This window comes from Rhizobium mesosinicum, assembly GCF_019511345.1.
Classification (GTDB): domain Bacteria; phylum Pseudomonadota; class Alphaproteobacteria; order Rhizobiales; family Rhizobiaceae; genus Rhizobium; species Rhizobium mesosinicum.
Genome location: NZ_JAEUAK010000005.1, coordinates 273580 through 292250 on the forward strand (window position 1 = coordinate 273580; position 18671 = coordinate 292250).

General features: G+C 60.2%; 18 protein-coding genes. 11 read left to right on the forward strand and 7 right to left on the reverse strand.

What is annotated here, in order from left to right:
• Nucleotides 1-132: 132 nt before the first annotated feature.
• The 3 genes from JNB85_RS15855 (at nt 133) to JNB85_RS15865 (ending at nt 3399) form a co-directional block, all read left to right on the forward strand.
• Nucleotides 133-1194 carry a helix-turn-helix domain-containing protein gene (locus JNB85_RS15855; protein WP_220335292.1) on the forward strand — a complete coding sequence of 354 codons (1062 nt, stop codon included), beginning with the start codon at nt 133-135 and terminating at the stop codon, nt 1192-1194.
• Between the two features lie 69 nt (nt 1195-1263).
• Nucleotides 1264-2238, forward strand: a complete 975-nt coding sequence (locus JNB85_RS15860; protein WP_220335293.1) for a threonine ammonia-lyase — start codon at nt 1264-1266, stop codon at nt 2236-2238.
• A 132-nt stretch (nt 2239-2370) separates the two neighbouring features.
• Nucleotides 2371-3399 carry an alpha/beta hydrolase family protein gene (locus JNB85_RS15865; RefSeq protein ID WP_220335294.1) on the forward strand — a complete coding sequence of 343 codons (1029 nt, stop codon included), beginning with the start codon at nt 2371-2373 and terminating at the stop codon, nt 3397-3399.
• 53 nt (nt 3400-3452) lie between these two features.
• Here the strand turns inward: JNB85_RS15865 and JNB85_RS15870 are convergent, their stop codons facing one another.
• On the reverse strand, nt 3453-4250 hold the full coding sequence (locus JNB85_RS15870) for an SDR family NAD(P)-dependent oxidoreductase (protein WP_220335295.1): 798 nt from the start codon (nt 4248-4250) through the stop codon (nt 3453-3455).
• Between the two features lie 128 nt (nt 4251-4378).
• Here JNB85_RS15870 and JNB85_RS15875 point away from each other — a divergent pair, with 128 nt between their 5' ends.
• Nucleotides 4379-5323, forward strand: coding sequence for a GlxA family transcriptional regulator (locus tag JNB85_RS15875; RefSeq protein WP_220335296.1), 945 nt, complete (start codon nt 4379-4381; stop codon nt 5321-5323).
• Between the two features lie 424 nt (nt 5324-5747).
• Here the strand turns inward: JNB85_RS15875 and JNB85_RS15880 are convergent, their stop codons facing one another.
• A complete protein-coding gene (locus tag JNB85_RS15880) occupies nt 5748-6554 on the reverse strand; it encodes a phytanoyl-CoA dioxygenase family protein (RefSeq protein ID WP_220335297.1) in 807 nt (268 codons plus the stop codon).
• Nucleotides 6555-6779: 225 nt separating this feature from the next.
• Nucleotides 6780-7712, reverse strand: a complete 933-nt coding sequence (locus JNB85_RS15885) for a LysR substrate-binding domain-containing protein (RefSeq protein ID WP_220335298.1) — start codon at nt 7710-7712, stop codon at nt 6780-6782.
• 107 nt (nt 7713-7819) lie between these two features.
• On the opposite strand from JNB85_RS15885, the gene JNB85_RS15890 reads away from it, so the two are divergent.
• From JNB85_RS15890 to JNB85_RS15900, 3 genes are read left to right on the forward strand one after another with little or no spacing between them, the layout of a single operon-like run.
• Entirely contained in the window at nt 7820-8239 is a 420-nt protein-coding gene (locus tag JNB85_RS15890; protein ID WP_220335299.1) for a tautomerase family protein, read from the forward strand.
• Nucleotides 8236-8640, forward strand: a complete 405-nt coding sequence (locus tag JNB85_RS15895) for a cupin domain-containing protein (protein WP_220335300.1) — start codon at nt 8236-8238, stop codon at nt 8638-8640. The genes JNB85_RS15890 and JNB85_RS15895 overlap by 4 nt, the downstream gene beginning before the upstream one ends.
• Entirely contained in the window at nt 8637-9188 is a 552-nt protein-coding gene (locus JNB85_RS15900; protein WP_220335301.1) for a DUF4865 family protein, read from the forward strand. Before JNB85_RS15895 ends, JNB85_RS15900 begins: the two co-directional genes overlap by 4 nt.
• 78 nt (nt 9189-9266) lie before the next feature.
• Here JNB85_RS15900 and pyk read toward each other — a convergent pair whose 3' ends face one another.
• Nucleotides 9267-10706 (reverse strand): pyruvate kinase, encoded by a 1440-nt coding sequence (gene pyk / locus JNB85_RS15905; RefSeq protein WP_220335302.1) that lies wholly within the window; start codon nt 10704-10706, stop codon nt 9267-9269.
• Nucleotides 10706-11179, reverse strand: coding sequence for a DUF1036 domain-containing protein (locus JNB85_RS15910; RefSeq protein ID WP_420852275.1), 474 nt, complete (start codon nt 11177-11179; stop codon nt 10706-10708). The genes pyk and JNB85_RS15910 overlap by 1 nt, the downstream gene beginning before the upstream one ends.
• 215 nt (nt 11180-11394) lie before the next feature.
• On the opposite strand from JNB85_RS15910, the gene JNB85_RS15915 reads away from it, so the two are divergent.
• The 3 genes from JNB85_RS15915 to JNB85_RS15925 all read left to right on the forward strand — a co-directional run bounded on the left by JNB85_RS15915 (nt 11395) and on the right by JNB85_RS15925 (nt 12859).
• Nucleotides 11395-12183, forward strand: a complete 789-nt coding sequence (locus tag JNB85_RS15915) for an N-formylglutamate amidohydrolase (protein WP_220335500.1) — start codon at nt 11395-11397, stop codon at nt 12181-12183.
• A gap of 16 nt (nt 12184-12199) precedes the next feature.
• Entirely contained in the window at nt 12200-12505 is a 306-nt protein-coding gene (locus tag JNB85_RS15920) for a DUF1244 domain-containing protein (RefSeq protein ID WP_220335304.1), read from the forward strand.
• A gap of 90 nt (nt 12506-12595) precedes the next feature.
• Entirely contained in the window at nt 12596-12859 is a 264-nt protein-coding gene (locus tag JNB85_RS15925) for a DUF2312 domain-containing protein (protein WP_007822869.1), read from the forward strand.
• A gap of 149 nt (nt 12860-13008) precedes the next feature.
• On the opposite strand, the gene JNB85_RS15930 is transcribed toward JNB85_RS15925, so the two are convergent.
• Both JNB85_RS15930 and JNB85_RS15935 read right to left on the reverse strand, forming a co-directional pair.
• On the reverse strand, nt 13009-14883 hold the full coding sequence (locus JNB85_RS15930; RefSeq protein ID WP_220335305.1) for a peptidoglycan L,D-endopeptidase MepK: 1875 nt from the start codon (nt 14881-14883) through the stop codon (nt 13009-13011).
• Between the two features lie 179 nt (nt 14884-15062).
• On the reverse strand, nt 15063-16607 hold the full coding sequence (locus JNB85_RS15935) for a sigma-54-dependent transcriptional regulator (RefSeq protein WP_220335306.1): 1545 nt from the start codon (nt 16605-16607) through the stop codon (nt 15063-15065).
• A gap of 208 nt (nt 16608-16815) precedes the next feature.
• Here JNB85_RS15935 and JNB85_RS15940 point away from each other — a divergent pair, with 208 nt between their 5' ends.
• Nucleotides 16816-18669, forward strand: coding sequence for a M3 family oligoendopeptidase (locus JNB85_RS15940; RefSeq protein ID WP_220335307.1), 1854 nt, complete (start codon nt 16816-16818; stop codon nt 18667-18669).
• Nucleotides 18670-18671 lie beyond the last annotated feature (2 nt).

Genomic DNA, 18671 nt, shown 5'->3' on the forward strand with positions numbered 1-18671 from the left:
TGAAGCCCTCCCGTCGAGGACACCATCAGGATGGATTCTCAGCCTCTATTTCGAGACCTCGATCACGATCCGGGTCGACCGCGAACGCAATCGGGTTCATTCTGGGGTCATTGTTGCCGCCGGATATCGCCGATGATCTTCGTTCCCCTGCCCTTCGTCGTCGCTCTGCTGCTTGCCATCCTGCTGATACGGATGCTGCGGCAGGGTGATGGCTCGCTCGCCGAAAAGCGGCCTTTCCTGTTGCTCATCGGGTTCTACATCCTCCAATCCATAGTGATCGGTATTCGCTGGGGTTACGACGTCATCGCGATCATGCCGATTCAATCGTTGATCGCGACAACAATCGCGGCTCTCGCCTGGGTCTGCTTCAAGGGGCTCGCTATGGAAGAGCAACCCACCCTTGCCCGTTTCTGGCCGCACCTTTTGCCGACGGCCTCAATCGCCGTCTTGATCGCGCTCTATCCAGAGCCGATCAGTCTCGCCATTATCATGATCTTCCTCGGGTATGGTGCAGCACTACTCTGGCTTGCCCGGCATGGCCCTGATGCGCTCGTCGCCTCCCGCCTTGACGGTGCGGTGCTTTCCTATCGCTCGCTGCAGATCACCGGCTTTGCCCTCATCGCCTCCGCCGTCACCGACGTCATCATCAGCTTTGATTTCACCAGGACCGGCGGCATTCATGCAGGCGCCATAGTCGCTCTTGGCAACGTCATTGCGCTCTTGATCCTTGGCACCGCCGCGTCCGTGGCAAGCAGCGGGAGCACGGTCGAAACAACATCCGCGGAGCCGCCTCCACCGCCGCCGGCAACGGAAGAAGACAGCGCGGTCGCAGCAGCCCTCGATGCGCTGATGCGTGCTCGTCATCTCTACCGCGATCCCGAACTCAATCTGACCCGCATTGCCCGCAAGATGAATCTCCCTGCCCGGCGCGTCTCCACGGCTGTCAACCGCATCCACGGCATGAGCGTCTCGCAATATGTGAACGACTTCCGTATCCGCGCCGCCTGCGAGCAGCTGGTCGGCACCGATCATCCAATAACGCAGGTGATGTTCGACTCCGGCTTCATCAGCAAGTCCAACTTCAATCGCGAATTCGCGCGCATGAATGGCGAAAACCCTACACAGTTCAGAAAGCGGCGCGTCCTGCGGGAATCGGGTGGCGCCGCTTCCAATGTCATATTCATGTCACCGTGACAAAATCGCCGTTCACAAGCAAGGATGTGCGCTCTATGCATGAGCGGCATTAAAGCAGAAGAGATTCCCATGGCTTCCATTGAAATGATCGTTGCCGCCAGGGCCCGCCTGCGCGGACATGCGCGGCGCACGCCGCTTCTCTCCTCCCCCTTCCTCGATGACATCGCCGGCCGGCGGCTGTTCGTGAAGGCCGAGTGCCTTCAGCATTCCGGCTCCTTCAAGTTCCGCGGCGGCTGGTCCGCCGTCTCGGGCATCGACCCGGAACTGCGCAAAAAGGGCGTCATCGCCTTCTCCTCCGGAAACCATGCACAGGGTGTGGCACTCGCCGCCCGCCTGCACGGCATCCCCAGCGTCATCATCATGCCGAGCGACGCGCCAAAGCTGAAGATTGCCAATACGCGCGCCTTCGGCGCCGAAGTGGTGCTCTATGATCGTGCCAACGAAGACCGCGACGAGATCGGCGCGAAGCTCTCCTCCGAGCGGGGGCTGACGCTCATCAAGCCTTTCGACGAACCGCTGGTCATTGCCGGCCAGGGTACGACCGGGCTGGAGATCGCCGAGCAGACGGAAGAGGAAGGCATCAAGAACGCCGAAGTCCTCGTTCCCTGCGGCGGCGGCGGCCTGAGCTCGGGCATTGCCCTCGCACTAGAAGCAAGCGCGCCGAACTTCCGTGTCCGTCCCTGCGAACCGGAAAATTTCGACGACACCACCCGCTCGCTTGCGTCGGGCAAGATCGAGCGCAACCTTACTATGAGCGGGTCGATCTGCGATGCGATCGTCACGCCGCAGCCGGGCAACATCACTTTCCCGATCCTCAAGCGCCTGGCCGGACAGGGTGTTGTCGTTACGGATGATGAGGCATTGCGCGCTGTCGCCCTTGCCTTCACCCGCCTCAAGATCGTCGTCGAGCCGGGCGGAGCCGTCGCTCTTGCTGCCGCACTCTTCCACGGCGACCAGCTGAATAGCGACACGGCCGTCGTCGTCACCTCCGGCGGCAATATCGACGCCGACGTGTTCACCACTGCACTGGAACGCTTCGGCTAAAGCGCGACTGCACTCTGGAAGACCCTGATCGCGATCGGCGACGATCTCGATCATGATCGGGGTCTCCCTCACCTGGGAAATAACGAATACCTCGTCTCGCCGCCACATGGCGGTCTTCGTTCCGAGGTTTTCATGATACATCTTCTCGCCCTGCTGCTGTCGGTCGGCCTTCTTGCTGCCAATACTCCGGCACACGCGGCCGACCCTGTCGGTCTGTCCTTTCTTTCGGTTCCGGTTCCGGAACGCCACGGCACCATGGAGATCTCACTCTGGTATCCGGCCACGACAGGCGGAACGCCCGTCCTGATCGGCGACGGTCCGCTTTTCAAAGGCGAGACCGTGCAACGGGACGCACCGGCCGCTGTTGGCGATTATCCGCTGATCCTCCTTTCCCATGGCGGCCTGAAATCCGGCCCTTTCATCGGCGCTTGGATGGCGTCGCACCTCGCGTCGAAGGGCTTCGTGGTGGCAATGATGCGCCAGCCGGATCCACAGACGATGACGATCGAGGAGAGCATCCATGAGATATGGCTGCGGCCTGCCGATCTCTCCGCGGCCCTGACGGCCATCGAGAGGGACGACACGCTGCCTGCCGGAATCGACCGTAACCGCATCGGCGTTCTTGGCTTTCTGGTCGGCGGAACATCCGCACTTTCGATTGCAGGCGGCAACCTTGATCCGGATAAGTTTGCGCGCTCTTGCGATCCCGGTGGCACCGGCATCGACTGTGCCGAGTTCGCCAGCGCCGGCATCGATCTCCATTCCGTCGACAGGCAGAAGCTCACCCGCTCTCATCTCGACCCACGGGTGAAGGCAACCGTAGTCATCGATCCTGAATTCGGCACCAGTTTCACACCAGAAAGCCTCGCGCAGATATCGATCCCGGTGCGGCTCGTCAATCTCGGCACACCGGAAACCGTCTGGCCGGGGCTGCGCGCATCGGGCCTGGAAAACGCAATATCCGGCGCACGCTACGATCTGCTCACGAACGCTTCGCAATACAGCGCCTTCAGCGAGTGCAAGCCAGCAGGCGGCTCTATACTTCGCGAGGAAGGCGAAGAGCCTCTCTGCCAGGATTCCGAAGGAACGAACCGCGCGGCTATCCACGACAGACTGGCAGAGATGGTGGCGGCAGCCTTTGGTAGCGATCTCCCGCAATAGAAAATAATGTCCGCAGCACTTACTGCGGACATTGGCGTTCTCTATTTTTGCGCTCAGGCGATCTTGTAGCGCGCAGCCGGAACCGACCGCGACAGGTTCGGCATCAGCGCCTGGCGCGCCTGTTCATAAGCGGCGAGCAGGCCGACATCTTCGAGCGCCGGGATCGTCGCAAATTCTCCCTCGGCAAGACCTGCCAGCGAGGCATCGACCATGTTTTCCGCCGACATGACGATTTCGCCTGGCAGGTGCTCGACCGGCGTGCCGGCAATGCCCCAGAATTCGGTGGCCGTGGCACCCGGCAGCACGACCTGAACGCGGATATTCTTGTCGGCAAGCTCGTGCTTCAGCGACTGGCTGAAGGCGAGCACGAAGGCTTTGCTGCCGCCATAGACACCGTTCAGGACCTCGGGCGCGATCGCGACGATCGAGGCGATGTTGATGATGGTGCCTCCACCGCGAGCAACGAAGCCTGGCACCGCAGCATAGGTCAACCGCGTCAACGCCGTCACGTTGAGCTCGATCATTTCCTGCATCTTGTCGACGTCCGACGCCAGCAGCGGCGCCGTGCCGCCGAAGCCGGCATTGTTGACGAGCATGGTGATGCTCTGATCTTCCTTCAGCACCTTTTCGACTTTCGCGAGATCGTCCTTCTTGCCGAGATCGGCAGACAGCGTCTCGACTGTGCGGCCCGTCTCATCGGCCAGCCGGCTTGCCAGCGCCTTCAGTCGATCTCTGTTGCGGGCGACGAGGATGAGATTAAAGCCCTGCCTTGCCAGTCGGTGTGCGTAGATTGCGCCGATACCCGAGGATGCGCCGGTGACCAGCGCGGTACCTTTGTCTTCATGCGCCATGATCGTTTCTCCATTTTGTACGCCGGCCCGATGCCTGCGCTTGAGGAGAGTTTTACGCTCGATTGAAGGTGTCCTAAATGTCATATATACCACCTTTTAGGACATGCACTTTTCAGGACACGATGACGATGCAGCAAATTGGTTTCCTGCTCTTTTCCGGCTTTCAGATCATGAGCCTCGCTGCCGCCTCGGCCTTCGAATTCACCAATCTTGAGATCGGCGAAAAGGTCTACGACATCCATTATCTCTCGGAGACCGGCGGCCCTATCGCCAATTCGCTCGGTATGATTATCGAAACAGAAGCCTTCGGCGATCCCAGCTTCGACACGCTGATCGTCGCCGGCGCGCCCGACATCAAGCTGCCCAACGCGGCGGAAGCAGATTTCATCCGCGCAGCACTTCCTGCGACACGCCGCCTCGCATCGATCTGCACCGGCGCTTTCCTGCTCGCCGATGCCGGCATTCTCGACGGCCGCCGCGCCACGACGCACTGGTATCTCGCCCGCGAATTGCAAAACCGCTATCCCGAGATCCGGATGGAAGAGGACCGCATCTACATTATCGACGGTTCCGTCTGGACCTCGGCGGGCATGACGGCGGGTGTCGATCTGGCTTTGGCCATGGTCGAGAAAGATCACGGACTGGAAGTTGCCCGCGCCGTTGCTCGCATGCTCGTCGTCTATCATCGCCGCGCCGGCGGCCAGTCGCAATTTTCAGCTCTTCTGGAACTGGAACCGAAATCCGATCGTATTCAGAAGGCACTCGCCCATGCGCGCAGCAATCTAAAATCCACGCTCTCGGTGGAGGAATTGGCCGAGGCAGCACATCTCAGCCCCCGCCAGTTCAGCCGTGCCTTCCGCGCCGAAACAGGTCAGTCCCCCGCCAAGGCCGTCGAGAACTTGCGGCTGGAGGCGGCCCGCCTGATGATGGAGCAGGGCCGCCATTCGATCGATACCGTCGCCCGCGAAACCGGCTTTGCCGATCGTGAACGCATGCGCCGCGCCTTCCTGCGCGCCTTCGGCCAGCCGCCGCAGGCAATCCGCCGGGCGGCGCAGCAGGAAATTCAGGCGTGAGGTAACCTGCGAAATTGGATGCATCCTCTCCGGCCGCGGCGGGGTGGCGGAGGTGGCGGCGGTTAAAACGCGTTTTCCAAGACTAGCCGCAAGCGTTGCTGTACCCGCTCGATATGCGCCGGCATGAGCGACTTCCGGCTAGTTTGACCAAATAACCTCCGCCACCTCCTCCGCACGACTTTTATCCATATCTATCAATGACTTGTTCTGGCGGAGGCAACCTCCTCCGAACCTCCACCGCTTGAGGTGAACCTCCTCCACCGAGAGGGCCGAGCGTCCGTTTCGACGCGAAAACGACGTCCCGTTCTTGACGCCCGGCGTCTTGTGGCGGAGGTTCCCTGAAGTGGCGGAGGTTCCGATAGGGAGCAACCTCCGCCACATCCGTCATACCGCGCAGAGCCGTGCGCCGGTTTTTCGATGGGCCTCAACCTTGCTGAAGCGCCCTTCGGATGGCGATTTCGACAGGCGAGTAGGCGCCATCCTCACGCACAAGCTTTAGCGGCTCGGAAGGCGCGAGGCCCGGCTGCGCCATGAAGCGCGGTTCCCTGCCGCGATGCATCTGCGCCGCATGGATAAGGAACGGATGGCACAGATAGACCGTGCCCGCCTGCCCCGTTGCCAGAGCAAGCGGCCTATCCTCACCGACATGCTCCAGCCACAGATGCGCCATGCCGGCTTCACCGGCCGGTTCCAGCATCTTCGCGATATCCTTGTGCGACCCGACCCGGATACGCGTCGGCGCGTCATTCTCACCGACATCGGAAAACAGGAAGAGCATCAGGAGGGCTCGTCCACGCGAATTTATGTTCACTCGCCACGCGGAGAAATCCCGCTGTTCGCCAGGGTTTCCATCCTCCCCCGGAAAACTTAGATCCACATGCCAGCCGGCATCGCCGGGATCGTCAGGATGCGGAAAACGGACCGGAAAGCTGCCAAGACCGCTGCGCGGCTCCCAGCGTCCCTTGCCGACCAGTTGATCGAAAGCCGAATGCAGCACGGATGTATTGACCGCTTTCTCGAACGGCCCGCCGCCATAACCGGCAAGTCGGACCACGGGTCGTACCCATGACTTGGGATCATCGGGATCGAAGGGAATGTCCCGCCACATGATGGCGCGGGCTTCCTTGGCCACATCACGGGGAAAAGCATCATCGATCCGCACCAAGCCGTCTTCGATGAATTGCTCGACCTGCGCGGCGCTGAGCGCCGGCGGATAACCAACAGATGTCATGAAATATTTCTCTATCGCCAGACCCTGCCGGCATTGTCCATCGGCCCTGCAGGGTGGTTACAAGTCAACGGCAACTGGCCAGCCGACAGGCTGGTGAAGCGGCCGCATCTTCCTTTGCCCGAGGGCAGAGCCTTAGAGGTTCAAGAAGAAGACCGTAGCGATGTTGAGAGCGATCATTTTCATAGCGATGGGAGGCTACCGGCTTCCGCAAGCAGGGTCAATGTTTCACCCGAACCTTCGCAGCGCCTTCTCCTGATCGGATGGGATAGAAATGTCTCGCACCGCCTCATGCACCGACTGCAGCACCAATTCCGCCAGCCGGCTCGTTGCAGCATCCGGCTCCGCTTCCGCTCGATGCAAGACCAGCCCCAGGTCAGGCAGTTCCGGCAGGCCCGCTTCGCCGGGCGCCAGCATGCGCACCTTGGCGGGCAGCCCGATGGGCGTGCGCACCGTAATACCCAATCCCGCGGCGGTCGCCGCCCAGAGGCCGCCGAGGCTTGGACTGACGAAGGACAGCCGCCAGGAGATACCGGCCTCGTCCAGCACTTTCGTCGCGGCATTCCTGAGCAAGCAGGGCGCCTCGAGCGAAGCAAGCGGCATCGGCTCGCCGCTTCCAGCCGCCCATGCCGGTAAGCCGTTCACCGGGCCGATCCAGCGCATCGGCACGTCGGCAATATGCTCGCAATGGGCGGTCAAAGTGCCGGCGCTCCAGGCGAGCGCAAGATCGAGCTTCCCCGTCGTCACCCGTTCCAGAAGCTCGGCATTGCGCACCACCCGCGCTTCGATCCGCACCTTCGGATGCGCCCGGGCAAAACGTCCGAGCACCTCGGGTAGCAAGTTCTCACCGAAATCCTCCTGCAGGCCGAGCCGCACCCAGCCTTCCAGCTCGACACGCTGGACCGCAGCGACCGCCTCGTCATTCAGATCGAGCAGTCGCCTCGCATAGGCAAGCATCGTCTCTCCGGCTTCCGTCAGCGCCAGTCCGCGCCCGGATTTGCGAAAGATCGGCGTGCCGGCCTGTTCCTCCAGTTTTTTGAGTTGTGCGCTGACGGCTGATGTCGAACGTCCGAGCCGATCCGCCGCCCTGGCGAAATTTCCGAGGTCCATGCCGGTCGCGAATGTCCTCAGCACATCCAGGTCGAATGTAATCCGCCGCATCTAACGATCCCAATTTTCAGGATTATAAATCCATAAAATTCTGATTTTCTGCATCATAGTGTCGTGGCATGCTTCTCCTGTCAAGATAAAGAACAAGGAGGCATCCAATGCCATTCGCTCGCATTTCCGTTCTGAAGGGCAAGTCGCCGGACTATCTCAGCGCCCTTTCAGACGCCATCCATACGGCAATGGTCGAAACCTTCAATGTGCCGCCGGCCGACCGCTTCCAGGTCATCCATCAACATGAGCCGGGCGAATTGATCTTCGATCGCAATTACCTTGCCGGTCCGCGCTCTGACGATTTCGTGATGATTTCGATCACGACCGGCAAGCCGCGAACGCAAGAAATGCGCAATGCCTTCTTCCGCCGAACCGTCGAACTGCTGCAACGCTCCCCTGGTCTGCGTCCGGAGGATGTCATGATCGTCGTTTCAACGAGCGAGCCGGGCGAATGGTCCTTCGGTGACGGAGTGGCGCAGATGACTGAGCCCGGCTGGGAAGCCCGGGCCATGGGGACTCCGGCATGAGCGCGGCCAATCCGAAAACCATGACGATCCGCCGTCCCGGCAGTGCGGCCCGGTCTCCCGAAGGCATATCGAATGCACCCTTCTGGGTCGAAATGCTGCTCGACAGCGAGATCGATGGCGAGAACACCGCCATGCGCGCAACCCTCGACCCCGGCACCGTGACGCACTGGCGTACGCATCCGCGTGGCCAGCTTCTTTATGTCCTCTCGGGCGTCGGTCTCGTGCAGCGGAAGGGTGAATCAGTGGAGGAGGTCAGAACCGGCGATGCAATATGGTTCGCCCCGGACGAGCCTCACTGGCACGGGGCAACAGCCGACAGCCCTTTCAGCTATCTCAGCATCCAGGGTTTCGAGAAGGGACGCTTCGTCGACTGGTCTGACAGAGAGGAGACACAGCCATGATGGCCATGCAATATTCCTTCACCTTGCCTGCAGATTACGACATGGAGATCATCGATCACCGCATCCGCGACAAGGGCCCTGCAATGAACGGCTTCCCGCATCTCGGTTTCAAGGCCTTTCTGAGCGCTCGCCGAGGCGAATTCGGCGGCCGGGAAAATCTCTATGCGCCCTTCTATCTCTGGGATCAGACCGAAGGCGCCGGCAATTTCATTTGCGGTCCGGGCTTTGCCGCCCTGACGGACGCCTTCGGTCGCCCGCGCATTCGCCGCTGGATCGTCTGGCATGCGCGTGTCTTACCGGGCCTTGCCAATGCCCGCTTCGCCGACAGTCAATATCTCCCTATCGAACAGCATGCCTCTCTGCCCGACCTGCGGCAGCAGGAGGTGTATCTGGCAAAACAGGAAGCCGGCGGCAAACATGTGCTCGTCCGCATTACCGCCTTTGATCCGCATGACTGGACGATGGTGCGCTTTGGCCTTCACGCGGAAGCCCCGCCTGCCTCGGACGGCAAGCAGATTTATCGCGTCGGTCACCTCTCTCGCGGCTAAGAACACCAAGAGCAAAATCAAAAACAAAAAGCGCCCCTCCTGCGAGCGGCGCTTTGTATTTTGAGTGCTTGAAAACGGTCAGATGCCGGTCTGGCCGTCGGAGCCGATATAGGCGATGCGCAGCATGTTGGTCGCCCCGGGTGTCCCGAGCGGCACACCGGCCGAGATGATGATGCGATCGCCCGGTTTGCCGAAGCCTTCGGCAGCAACGATGCGGCAGGCGCGGTTGACCATGTCGTCGAGATCTGTCGCGTCATGGGTGACGACGCAATGCATGCCCCAGACAACCGACAGACGGCGCGCCGTCTTGATGATCGGTGACAGAGCGATGATCGGCACCTGCGGGCGCTCACGCGAAGCGCGAAGGCCGGTCGTGCCCGACGACGTATAGCAGACGATGGCCGACAGCTTCAGCGTCTCAGCGATCTGGCGGGCGGCGAGCGAGATAGCATCCGCACCGGTTGCTTCCGGTTGGGCGCGCTGGGCGTAGATGATGCCCGGATAATGCGGATCCCTTTCCACCGTGCTCGCGATCGAAGCCATCATCGAAACGGATTCGACAGGATAGGCGCCGGAGGCCGATTCGGCCGACAGCATGATTGCATCGGCGCCTTCGAATACGGCAATGGAAACGTCCGAAACCTCAGCGCGCGTCGGAACCGGCGAGGAGATCATCGATTCCAGCATCTGCGTGGCCACGATGACAGGCTTGCCCGAGCGACGGCAGGCGCGAATGAGCTGCTTCTGGATACCCGGCACGGCTTCGAGCGGCATTTCCACGCCGAGATCGCCGCGAGCGACCATCAGGGCGTCGGAAAGCTCGATGATTTCCTCGATGCGCTCCAGAGCCTGGGGCTTTTCGATCTTCGACATCAGGCCGACGCGGCCGCGGGCGATCTTGCGCACTTCTGCGAGATCGTCGGGGCGCTGGACGAAGGAGAGCGCCACCCAGTCCACATCGTCGGTCGCGAGAACCGCGTCGAGGTCGGCTCGGTCCTTGTCGGTCAGCGCGCCGACGCCGAGCAGCGTGTCGGGCAGGCTGACGCCCTTGCGGTCGGAAATGCTGGTGCCCGCGATGACGGTGGTGACGATGCTCTTGCCGTCGCACTTTTCGGCGCGCAGAGCCAACTTGCCGTCATCGATCAGCAGGCGATGGCCCGGCTGCACAGCTTCGAGAATTTCGGGATGCGGCAGATAAACGCGGGTGTTGTCGCCAGGGGTGTCTTTGTTGTCGAGCGTAAAAGTCTGGCCGGGCTTCAGCTCCACCTTAACGTCGGCGAACTTGCCGACTCGCAGCTTCGGGCCCTGGAGGTCGGCCAGAATGCCTATCGGCCGCCCCGAGCGGGCTTCGACGGCGCGGATACGCTGCACGAGCGTGCGCATCAGGTCATGGCTCGCATGGCTCATATTGATGCGGAAGATATCCGCACCCGCCTGGTGCAGCTTCTCGATCATCGATTCCTCGGAGGAGGCCGGGCCGAGGGTGGCGAGGATTTTAACTTTGCGGTTACGCTTCATCAATTCTGGCTTTCTTGCGTCCCTGGGGTGTCGGAGAGTTGAACCATCCAGCTTCCCTGGCGGCCCGTATCATATTCCTTGAATCCCATTCTTTGATAACCCCGGGCATAGCAGTCCTGCACGCCCGCGATCTTGAATTCGTTTTCCGCCACGCACATCTGCACGTCACCCGTCCATCGGCCTCCCCGAGCGGCATCCTCTGCGTAGAGGTAGTAATAGCGCGACTGTAATTCTCCCTCGATCAGCGTAGCGCAGGTCGTTGCCGGCACCTGCCACCAGCCCTCCGTTACCCAGCCCTCCTTCGCGCGATATCCGATCGCAACGCCAACCAGATTTTGCGTACCATTGCATACACGGAAATCGGCGCGCGCGGCATCGGCAATGAAAAACGGCGAGACGGCTGCAAGAGCGAACAATGCGAGACGGACCAGCGGCCCGGACCGCGTGAGGAAACTTGGCGCGGCTTGGATCAACACGACTCCCAAATAGCTCCACGGTTATTCGTTGTCCGTGTCTTCTTGCGCCGCCGTCAAACGAAAGTCAACGCAATGCTAATCGATTATATTTCCTTTCATAACTGCCCCTCGGATGCATCTCGTCACGCTTGACCTGCCCATCGCGCTTGAACCGTCCGGACGCGCATGCAATCACTGGACGAAGACGCGAAATGACAATCGGCAATTTCCAAATGGATCACTTCCCATCCTTCGAAATCCTACCCGGTCAACATGACAAAGGCATGGTGATCCTCGGCGATCATGCCATGAACCGCCTGCCCGCACGATATGGCCGGCTCGGCCTGCCGGAAAGTGCCTTTTCCAGACACATCGCCTATGACATCGGTATCGAAGGTCTTGTCCGCAAGCTGTGTGCACAGCTGGGCGTGCCAGGCGTGCTTGGCGGTTTTTCGCGCCTTCTGATCGATCCTAACAGAGGCGAGGACGACCCGACACTGATCATGAAGATCTCCGACGGGGCGGTCATTCCCGGCAACCATCCTATTAGCGAAGAGGAGTGGAACTACAGGATCGAGACTTTCCACAGACCTTATCACAATGCTGTGTCGGAGACGATGGATAGGGTGGCGAATGCGACCGGCAAAGCCCCGCTGGTGCTGTCCCTCCACTCCTTCACGCCTGCCTGGAAAAGCGTTCCTCGCCCTTGGCATGCAGCAGTGCTCTGGGATAGCGACCACCGCGCCGTCGGCCCATTGCTTGAAAAACTGCGGGCCGATCCCGATCTCGTCGTCGGTGACAACGAACCCTATGACGGTGCCTTGAAGGGCGACACCATGTATCGTCATTGCATGGTGACGGGTATCCCGCACGCGCTTCTGGAAGTGCGCCAGGACCTCATCGGCAGCGAGACCGGTATCGAGGAATGGGCTGCACGTCTGGTCCCTGTCTTTGCGGAGATGAACGCCGATCCGGCCCTTCATACATATAGCGTACATGCGTCACGCACCGGCCCCTATTGAGTGAAAGGACTTGGCCATGGCCACGCTCAGCAAGAAACAGCAGACGGAATTCGAGGCCGCCGCGTTCCGCCGGCTCATCACGCATCTTCGTGAACGGACCGACGTGCAGAACATTGACCTGATGAATCTTGCCGGTTTCTGCCGCAACTGCCTGTCCAACTGGTATCGCGAGGCTGCGGAAGCCGAAGGGGTCGCTATGACGAAGGACGAATCGCGCGAGATCGTCTACGGCATGCCCTACGAAGATTGGAAGAACCTTCACCAGGCGGAAGCATCGCCTGTGCAAAAGGCAGCTTTTGAGGTGAACAACCCGCACAAATAGGCCATACGGCCTCAAACCGCCTTGACGCTGGCGGCACTTCGCGGCAGTCACTGGCAACCCGAATACATATCCCGAAATCAGGAGAACACGATGTCTGATGCACATGGCGTCGCCCGCGATCAGCTTCGCGCTTTTGTCGAGCGCATTGAACGCCTGGAAGAAGAAAAGAAGACCATCGCCGACGACATCAAGGACGTCTATGGCGAAGCCAAAGGCATGGGCTTCGACACCAAGATCCTCAAGAAGGTCGTTGCGCTGCGCAAGAAGGACGAACAGGAACGCATGGAAGAAGACGCGATCCTCGACACCTACCTGCACGCTCTCGGCATGATCGAGTCCCCGCCGGAAGGCTGAAGATCGGCCAGTTCCGTTCGCGAAAGCCGCCTTCATGGCGGCTTTTCTTTTGACGCTGTCAAACGCCAGCGCATCGCCCTGCCGCTGGCCCTAAAACAAAAGCCGCCGGATACGATCTGGCGGCTTGTGCTTTTTCGAAATCTAGCGGATCAGCGTGTGTTGAACTTGCGCACTTCCATGAAATTGACGGCCGTGCCACTGAAGCGACCTGGGTCGATCGAAGCAGTCTTCTGGAAGCCTTCGGCATAGACCGAGGTTGGCTGGGCGCGCAACTCCTGGCTGACGAAGCGTGGTGCCTGCACCTTCTTGGACGCCATTTCCAGGCGGGCATTGGTGAGAGCCCACTGCGAGATCATCTTCTGGGTCAGCTTCGGCTCCGTACGCACCGTCTGGCGGCCTTCGTCGGCGGCGACCGCTTCCTGCTTCGTCGGACGGCCACCCTTGGTGGGGAGGCCCTGCGCGACCGGACTGTCGAGGGTGACAGGCTTCGGTACTGCGGGAGGTGCAGCGAAGCCTGCGGACTTGGTCATCGGAGCAAGTGCGGCAAGCTGCAGCGGCGGTTTGTCGAGTGCTGGCGGGTTCTTCGGCACAGCGGCGTTGATTGCTTGCTCCACGGTCTGCGGCTCGGAGGGCGCGTTCACCGCAACCTCAACGTCACCACTCTCGTCCTGCTGCTTTGCAAGCGCCGCCGCCATGGCGGGGGAAAGCATATCCTGATCAGCTTCGTCTTCACCCGCTTCAGGATCGGCATTCTGTGCAGCAAGCAGGTTTTCGGCAACGGCCGGACGTTCGGCAGGGGTAGGAACGCTCGTCGACATCAGGCTCCGATCGACAGAGGCAAGTTCGGCATCACCGGGCGCACGACGCTGCCCAAGGAGCGATGGAACCGGAATGCTGTAGCCGCTGAGATCGGCGAAATGCTCCGGTTCCTGCGGCTGGCCAGCGGGCATGGCGGCAAGCGCCTGCTGCGCCGCGTTACCGGCAGATGGCGGCACAAGAGCATTGACAACCTCATTGCCGGCAAGCTGGTTGCTGAAGGCCGGACGAACCTGTGGCACCGGTGCGTTGACGCTTGCAACTTCGGTCTGGGGCTGCGGTTCAGCAGCCGGAACAGCTTCAGCCTTCGGCGGCGTTGCCTTGGCGACAGCCACCGGTGTGCTATCCTCCGAATTATCCTCTTCCTCGTCGGCGCCGCCACCAAAGAGATAGGCAAACAATGTCTTTTGCTTGCGAGGCTCTTCATCCGAAGCGGAAGTGCCGGCGCTCGCCATCATGATCTGGCTGCCGTTCGCCACACGACGCTTGTAATCGGCCATCGCCTGCTGGTAACCCGGCAGCGGCTTGCCATCGGCGGGAATATGAATGGTGTTTCCATCAGGAAAGAGCCTGACCAACTCGTCGCGGCTCATGCGCGGCCATGCGCGGACGCCGCCGACATCCATGTGCACGAAGGGTGAACCCGATTTCGGATAGAAGCCGACACCGCCGACCTGCATCTTCATGCCGATGCCGCGCAGCGTCGCGAGCTTCACGTCAGGAATGAAGAAATCCATCGCCTTGCCGAGCATATGCTGGCTCTTTTCGGCGACGCCGGAATTACGCGAACGGCCGCGCAGCATCTCGTTGGTAGCCGGAGAGCGGAAACCGCAGACGACATTGATGTAATCCCTGGAACCGGACTGGCGGTAAACTTCCCAGATGAGGTCGAAGAGACGCGGATCCATCTTCGTCGGCTGATTCTTTCGCCAGTCGCGAAGGAAGCGGTTGAGCTGCTCAAGACCCTTGGGGTCGAACTTGCCGTTCCGCTTGTAGGTGATGACTGCTTTTTCGCCGGTATGAATGAAATAGAGCTTCAGGCTGCGGGTATCCCCTGCAGCCTGAGACGGTGTGCTTACGAATACAGGTGAGGAAACCGCGAGCGCAAGAAGGGCGGCCGCTGCCGTCCTAACTGCCTTTCCGCCAATCTTGGCGCACAAACGCCAACTCAAGCGCGAAAGCTTGGTATTCCCATTCAAATTCGGCAACTCGATCCCCGTCAGACAGTCAATGTCCCGTGCTGTCTCAAATGGCTGTCAATTGCGGTCACACGATGGCAAAAATGCCACACATGATCAACCTTTTCTTTACATAGTGAACGAGCAGCTAACAAGTGGTTTATGGACAGTAACGAAACGTGGTTGCCTCATTCTTAATAAAAAGGCGCTTATGCCGCATCTTTTTGAGGATTATCGGGGTCGATACCGTAGTCCTTGAGCTTTCTATAAAGTGTGGACCGTCCGATACCTAGCTTTCTTGCCACTTGACTCATTTGTCCTCGGTAGAATTTCAAGGCGAAACGAATCAGTTCTTCCTCGACGTCAGCAAGACGCCGAACGTCACCGGCCTGATTGACGCTCGATATCGCCTTGTCGGAAGCCTCGGCCCCTCGGCGCATCGTCTCGGCGGCGGGTTCCGCCTGATAATCCTCGGGAAATTCCGCATCCGGATCGAGATGCGAATTGTCGGCAACAAGCGCCAGATGATCTATGACCTCATAGTTCGGAAGCTGGGCGGCGATCTGTGGAAAGTCCGCTTCAGTCAGCTCCGGACCTTCGGCAAGCACGACGGCGCGGAAGATCGCGTTTTCGAGCTGGCGGATATTGCCAGGCCAGTCGTAGGCGGTCAGCAATGCCAGCGCGCCGGCGTTGACTGTCATGCGCCGGCCATTCTTCTGCTCGCTGGAGAAGCGGTCTGCAAAGACCCGCACCAGATGCGGAATGTCCTCCTTGCGCTTGCGCAGCGCCGGAATGGTGATCGGGAAGACGTTCAGGCGATAGTAGAGGTCCTCGCGGAAATGGCCGTTCTTGACCTCTTCGATCAGATCCTTGTTCGTCGCCGAGATAAGGCGAACATTGACCTTGTGCGCAGTGCGCGCGCCAACGGTTTCGATCTCGCCCTGCTGAACGGCGCGCAGCAGCTTCACCTGCACCTCGAGCGGCAGATCGCCGATCTCGTCGAGGAAGATGGTGCCGCCATCGGCTTCCATGAACTTGCCGATATGCTTTTCGGTCGCGCCGGTGAACGCACCTTTTTCATGGCCGAAGAGGATGCTCTCGACCAGATTGTGCGGGATGGCGCCGCAATTGACCGTCACGAACGGCTTGGTGGCGCGATCCCCCCCCGATTGGATGGCGCGTGCCACCAATTCCTTACCGACGCCCGATTCTCCTTCGAGCACAACCGGAATGTTGGATTGGGAGGCACGCTGCGCCAGATCGATGACTCGGATCATTGCCGGGCTCGCCGAAACGATGTCGTCAAAACCGATGGCGCCCGAACGCGAACGGCGGCCGGCACGGGCCTTCACTTCGCGCTGGTCGAGCTTCATGGCATTGGAAATAGAGGTGTTGATCCGCTCCGGGGAAACCGGTTTGACGACGAAATCGAAGGCACCGGCGCGCATGGCCTGCACGACCGTTTCGATGCCGCCCTGCCCCGTCTGGACAATGACCGGGATCTGCGTGCCGAAATCGTGCAGCGCTTCGAGGAACTCGAGGCCGGTCATTTCCGGCATCATCAGATCGAGCACGATGACATTGAAAAGGGCGGGATCGCGCTTCACCATTTCCAGCCCGATGCGGCCGTTTTCGGCCTGATGCACCACATGGCCGCTACGCTCGATCGCGTTCTTGAGCAGACGGCGCTGCACGGGATCATCCTCGACCACAAGGATCTGCCCTGCCCCTTTGAGCTCATTGTAACCGGTCATTGTCGCCTCACTTCATGCGAAACCATAGAGAGCACTCTGACAGAAAGGCTTGAACATCCAGTTTTGAGAAACAATTGCATTTTACCGATTACGACAGGCCGTTTTCGTGCCGTAACAGGGCCCTTTTTGCGCCGAAAAACCCTTGCTGACAGGCGTTACGACGCTTAGACAGTCAGACCTGTTATAAAAGAGGAAGAGGAACCTCCCGATGAGACATATGCTTGCGCACGCCGATCTTCATCTTTCGGCAGCGGCTCCCGCTGCAGCGGTAGACCCGGCTCTCGGCGAGCTTCCCTCCTGGCGGCTGCAGGATCTCTACCCCTCGGCCACTTCCACGGCTTTCGTTTCCGACATGGAAAAGGCCGGCAAGGCAGCGTCTGATTTCGAAAACAAGTGGAAGGGCAAACTTGCCGCAGCCGCCACCAGGAAGGGCGAGGAAGGTATCGGCCAGGCACTGAAGGAATATGAGGCACTTGACGATATCATGGGCCGCCTCGGCTCCTTCGCAGGCCTTACCTACTTCTCGGATACGTCCAACCCTACAAACGGCAAGCTCTATGGCGACGTCCAGACCAAGCTTACCGATTATTCCGGCCGCCTGCTCTTCTTCGCTCTCGAACTCAACCGCATCGACGATGCGGTGATCGATGCCTGCATGGCGAATGATCCGATTGCCGGCCATTACCGCCCCTGGCTGGTCGACCTGCGCAAGGACAAGCCCTACCAGCTCGAAGACAAGCTTGAGCAGCTCTTCCTCGAAAAGTCGATGACATCAGCTGCCGCCTTCAATCGTCTCTTCGATGAGACGATGGCGGAGCTGCGCTTCGAGATTGACGGCGAAAAGCTGCCGCTCGAAGTGGCGCTGAACATGCTGCAGGAAAAGGATCCGGAAGTGCGCCGTAAAGCGGCGATGGCGCTCGCCGAAACCTTCAAGACGAATATCCGCATCTTCACCTTGATCACCAATACGCTCGCCAAGGACAAGGAGATCGCTGATCGCTGGCGCGGCTTCGAAGACATCGCCGATAGCCGCCATCTGGCGAACCGCGTCGAGCGCGAAGTGGTCGACGCCCTTGCCGCGGCCGTCAAGGAGGCCTATCCGCGCCTCTCGCATCGCTATTACAAGATGAAGGCCAAATGGCTCGGCATGGAGCAGATGAATTTCTGGGATCGCAATGCGCCGCTTCCGGAAACCTCTGGTGCCATCATCTCCTGGACCGAAGCCAGGGACACGGTGCTGTCCGCCTACGGTAATTTCGCGCCGGAAATGGCTGAAATCGCCAAGCGCTTCTTTGACGAACAATGGATCGACGCTCCCGTTCGCCCCGGCAAGGCGCCTGGCGCTTTCGCTCACCCGACCGTCCCTTCTGCCCATCCCTACGTGCTCGTCAATTACATGGGCAAGCCGCGCGATGTCATGACACTCGCCCACGAACTCGGCCACGGCGTTCATCAGGTTCTTGCCGGCGCCCAAGGCGCCCTTATGTGCCAGACGCCGCTGACGCTTGCCGAAACTGCTTCCGTCTTCGGCGAGATGCTGACCTTCCGCGCCCTGCTCAACCGGACGACCGACAAGCGCGAGCGCAAGGCCATGCTTGCCCAGAAGGTCGAGGACATGATCAATACGGTCGTGCGCCAGATCGCCTTCTACGAGTTCGAGCGCAAGGTTCATACCGCCCGCAAAGCCGGCGAACTGACCGCCGACGACATCGGCGAGCTGTGGCTTTCCGTCCAGTCGGAAAGCCTTGGCCCGGCGATCAAGATTTCCGAGGGTTATGAGACCTACTGGGCCTATATCCCCCACTTCATCCATTCGCCCTTCTATGTTTACGCCTATGCTTTCGGCGATTGCCTGGTGAACTCGCTCTATGCCGTCTATCAGAAGGCCGAGAAGGGCTTTCAGGACAAGTATTTCGAGATGCTGAAGGCCGGCGGCACCAAGCATCATTCCGAACTGCTGAAGCCCTTTGGGCTTGATGCGACCGACCCGTCCTTCTGGAGCAAGGGGCTGTCGATGATCGAAGGCCTGATCGACGAACTCGAAGCGCTGGACAAGGCATAAGC

Bases quoted from the DNA above. Each gene is read 5' to 3' on its own strand.
- JNB85_RS15890 (WP_220335299.1), top strand. From the start codon at position 7,820: ATGCCATTCGCTCGCATTTCCGTTCTGAAGGGCAAGTCGCCGGACTAT.
- JNB85_RS15940 (WP_220335307.1), top strand. From the start codon at position 16,816: ATGAGACATATGCTTGCGCACGCCGATCTTCATCTTTCGGCAGCGGCT.
- JNB85_RS15925 (WP_007822869.1), top strand. From the start codon at position 12,596: ATGTCTGATGCACATGGCGTCGCCCGCGATCAGCTTCGCGCTTTTGTC.
- JNB85_RS15935 (WP_220335306.1), bottom strand. From the start codon at position 16,607: ATGACCGGTTACAATGAGCTCAAAGGGGCAGGGCAGATCCTTGTGGTC.
- JNB85_RS15860 (WP_220335293.1), top strand. From the start codon at position 1,264: ATGGCTTCCATTGAAATGATCGTTGCCGCCAGGGCCCGCCTGCGCGGA.
- JNB85_RS15885 (WP_220335298.1), bottom strand. From the start codon at position 7,712: ATGCGGCGGATTACATTCGACCTGGATGTGCTGAGGACATTCGCGACC.
- JNB85_RS15870 (WP_220335295.1), bottom strand. From the start codon at position 4,250: ATGGCGCATGAAGACAAAGGTACCGCGCTGGTCACCGGCGCATCCTCG.
- JNB85_RS15865 (WP_220335294.1), top strand. From the start codon at position 2,371: ATGATACATCTTCTCGCCCTGCTGCTGTCGGTCGGCCTTCTTGCTGCC.
- JNB85_RS15880 (WP_220335297.1), bottom strand. From the start codon at position 6,554: ATGACATCTGTTGGTTATCCGCCGGCGCTCAGCGCCGCGCAGGTCGAG.
- JNB85_RS15855 (WP_220335292.1), top strand. From the start codon at position 133: ATGATCTTCGTTCCCCTGCCCTTCGTCGTCGCTCTGCTGCTTGCCATC.
- JNB85_RS15900 (WP_220335301.1), top strand. From the start codon at position 8,637: ATGATGGCCATGCAATATTCCTTCACCTTGCCTGCAGATTACGACATG.
- pyk (WP_220335302.1), bottom strand. From the start codon at position 10,706: ATGAAGCGTAACCGCAAAGTTAAAATCCTCGCCACCCTCGGCCCGGCC.
- JNB85_RS15920 (WP_220335304.1), top strand. From the start codon at position 12,200: ATGGCCACGCTCAGCAAGAAACAGCAGACGGAATTCGAGGCCGCCGCG.
- JNB85_RS15915 (WP_220335500.1), top strand. From the start codon at position 11,395: ATGGATCACTTCCCATCCTTCGAAATCCTACCCGGTCAACATGACAAA.
- JNB85_RS15895 (WP_220335300.1), top strand. From the start codon at position 8,236: ATGAGCGCGGCCAATCCGAAAACCATGACGATCCGCCGTCCCGGCAGT.
- JNB85_RS15875 (WP_220335296.1), top strand. From the start codon at position 4,379: ATGCAGCAAATTGGTTTCCTGCTCTTTTCCGGCTTTCAGATCATGAGC.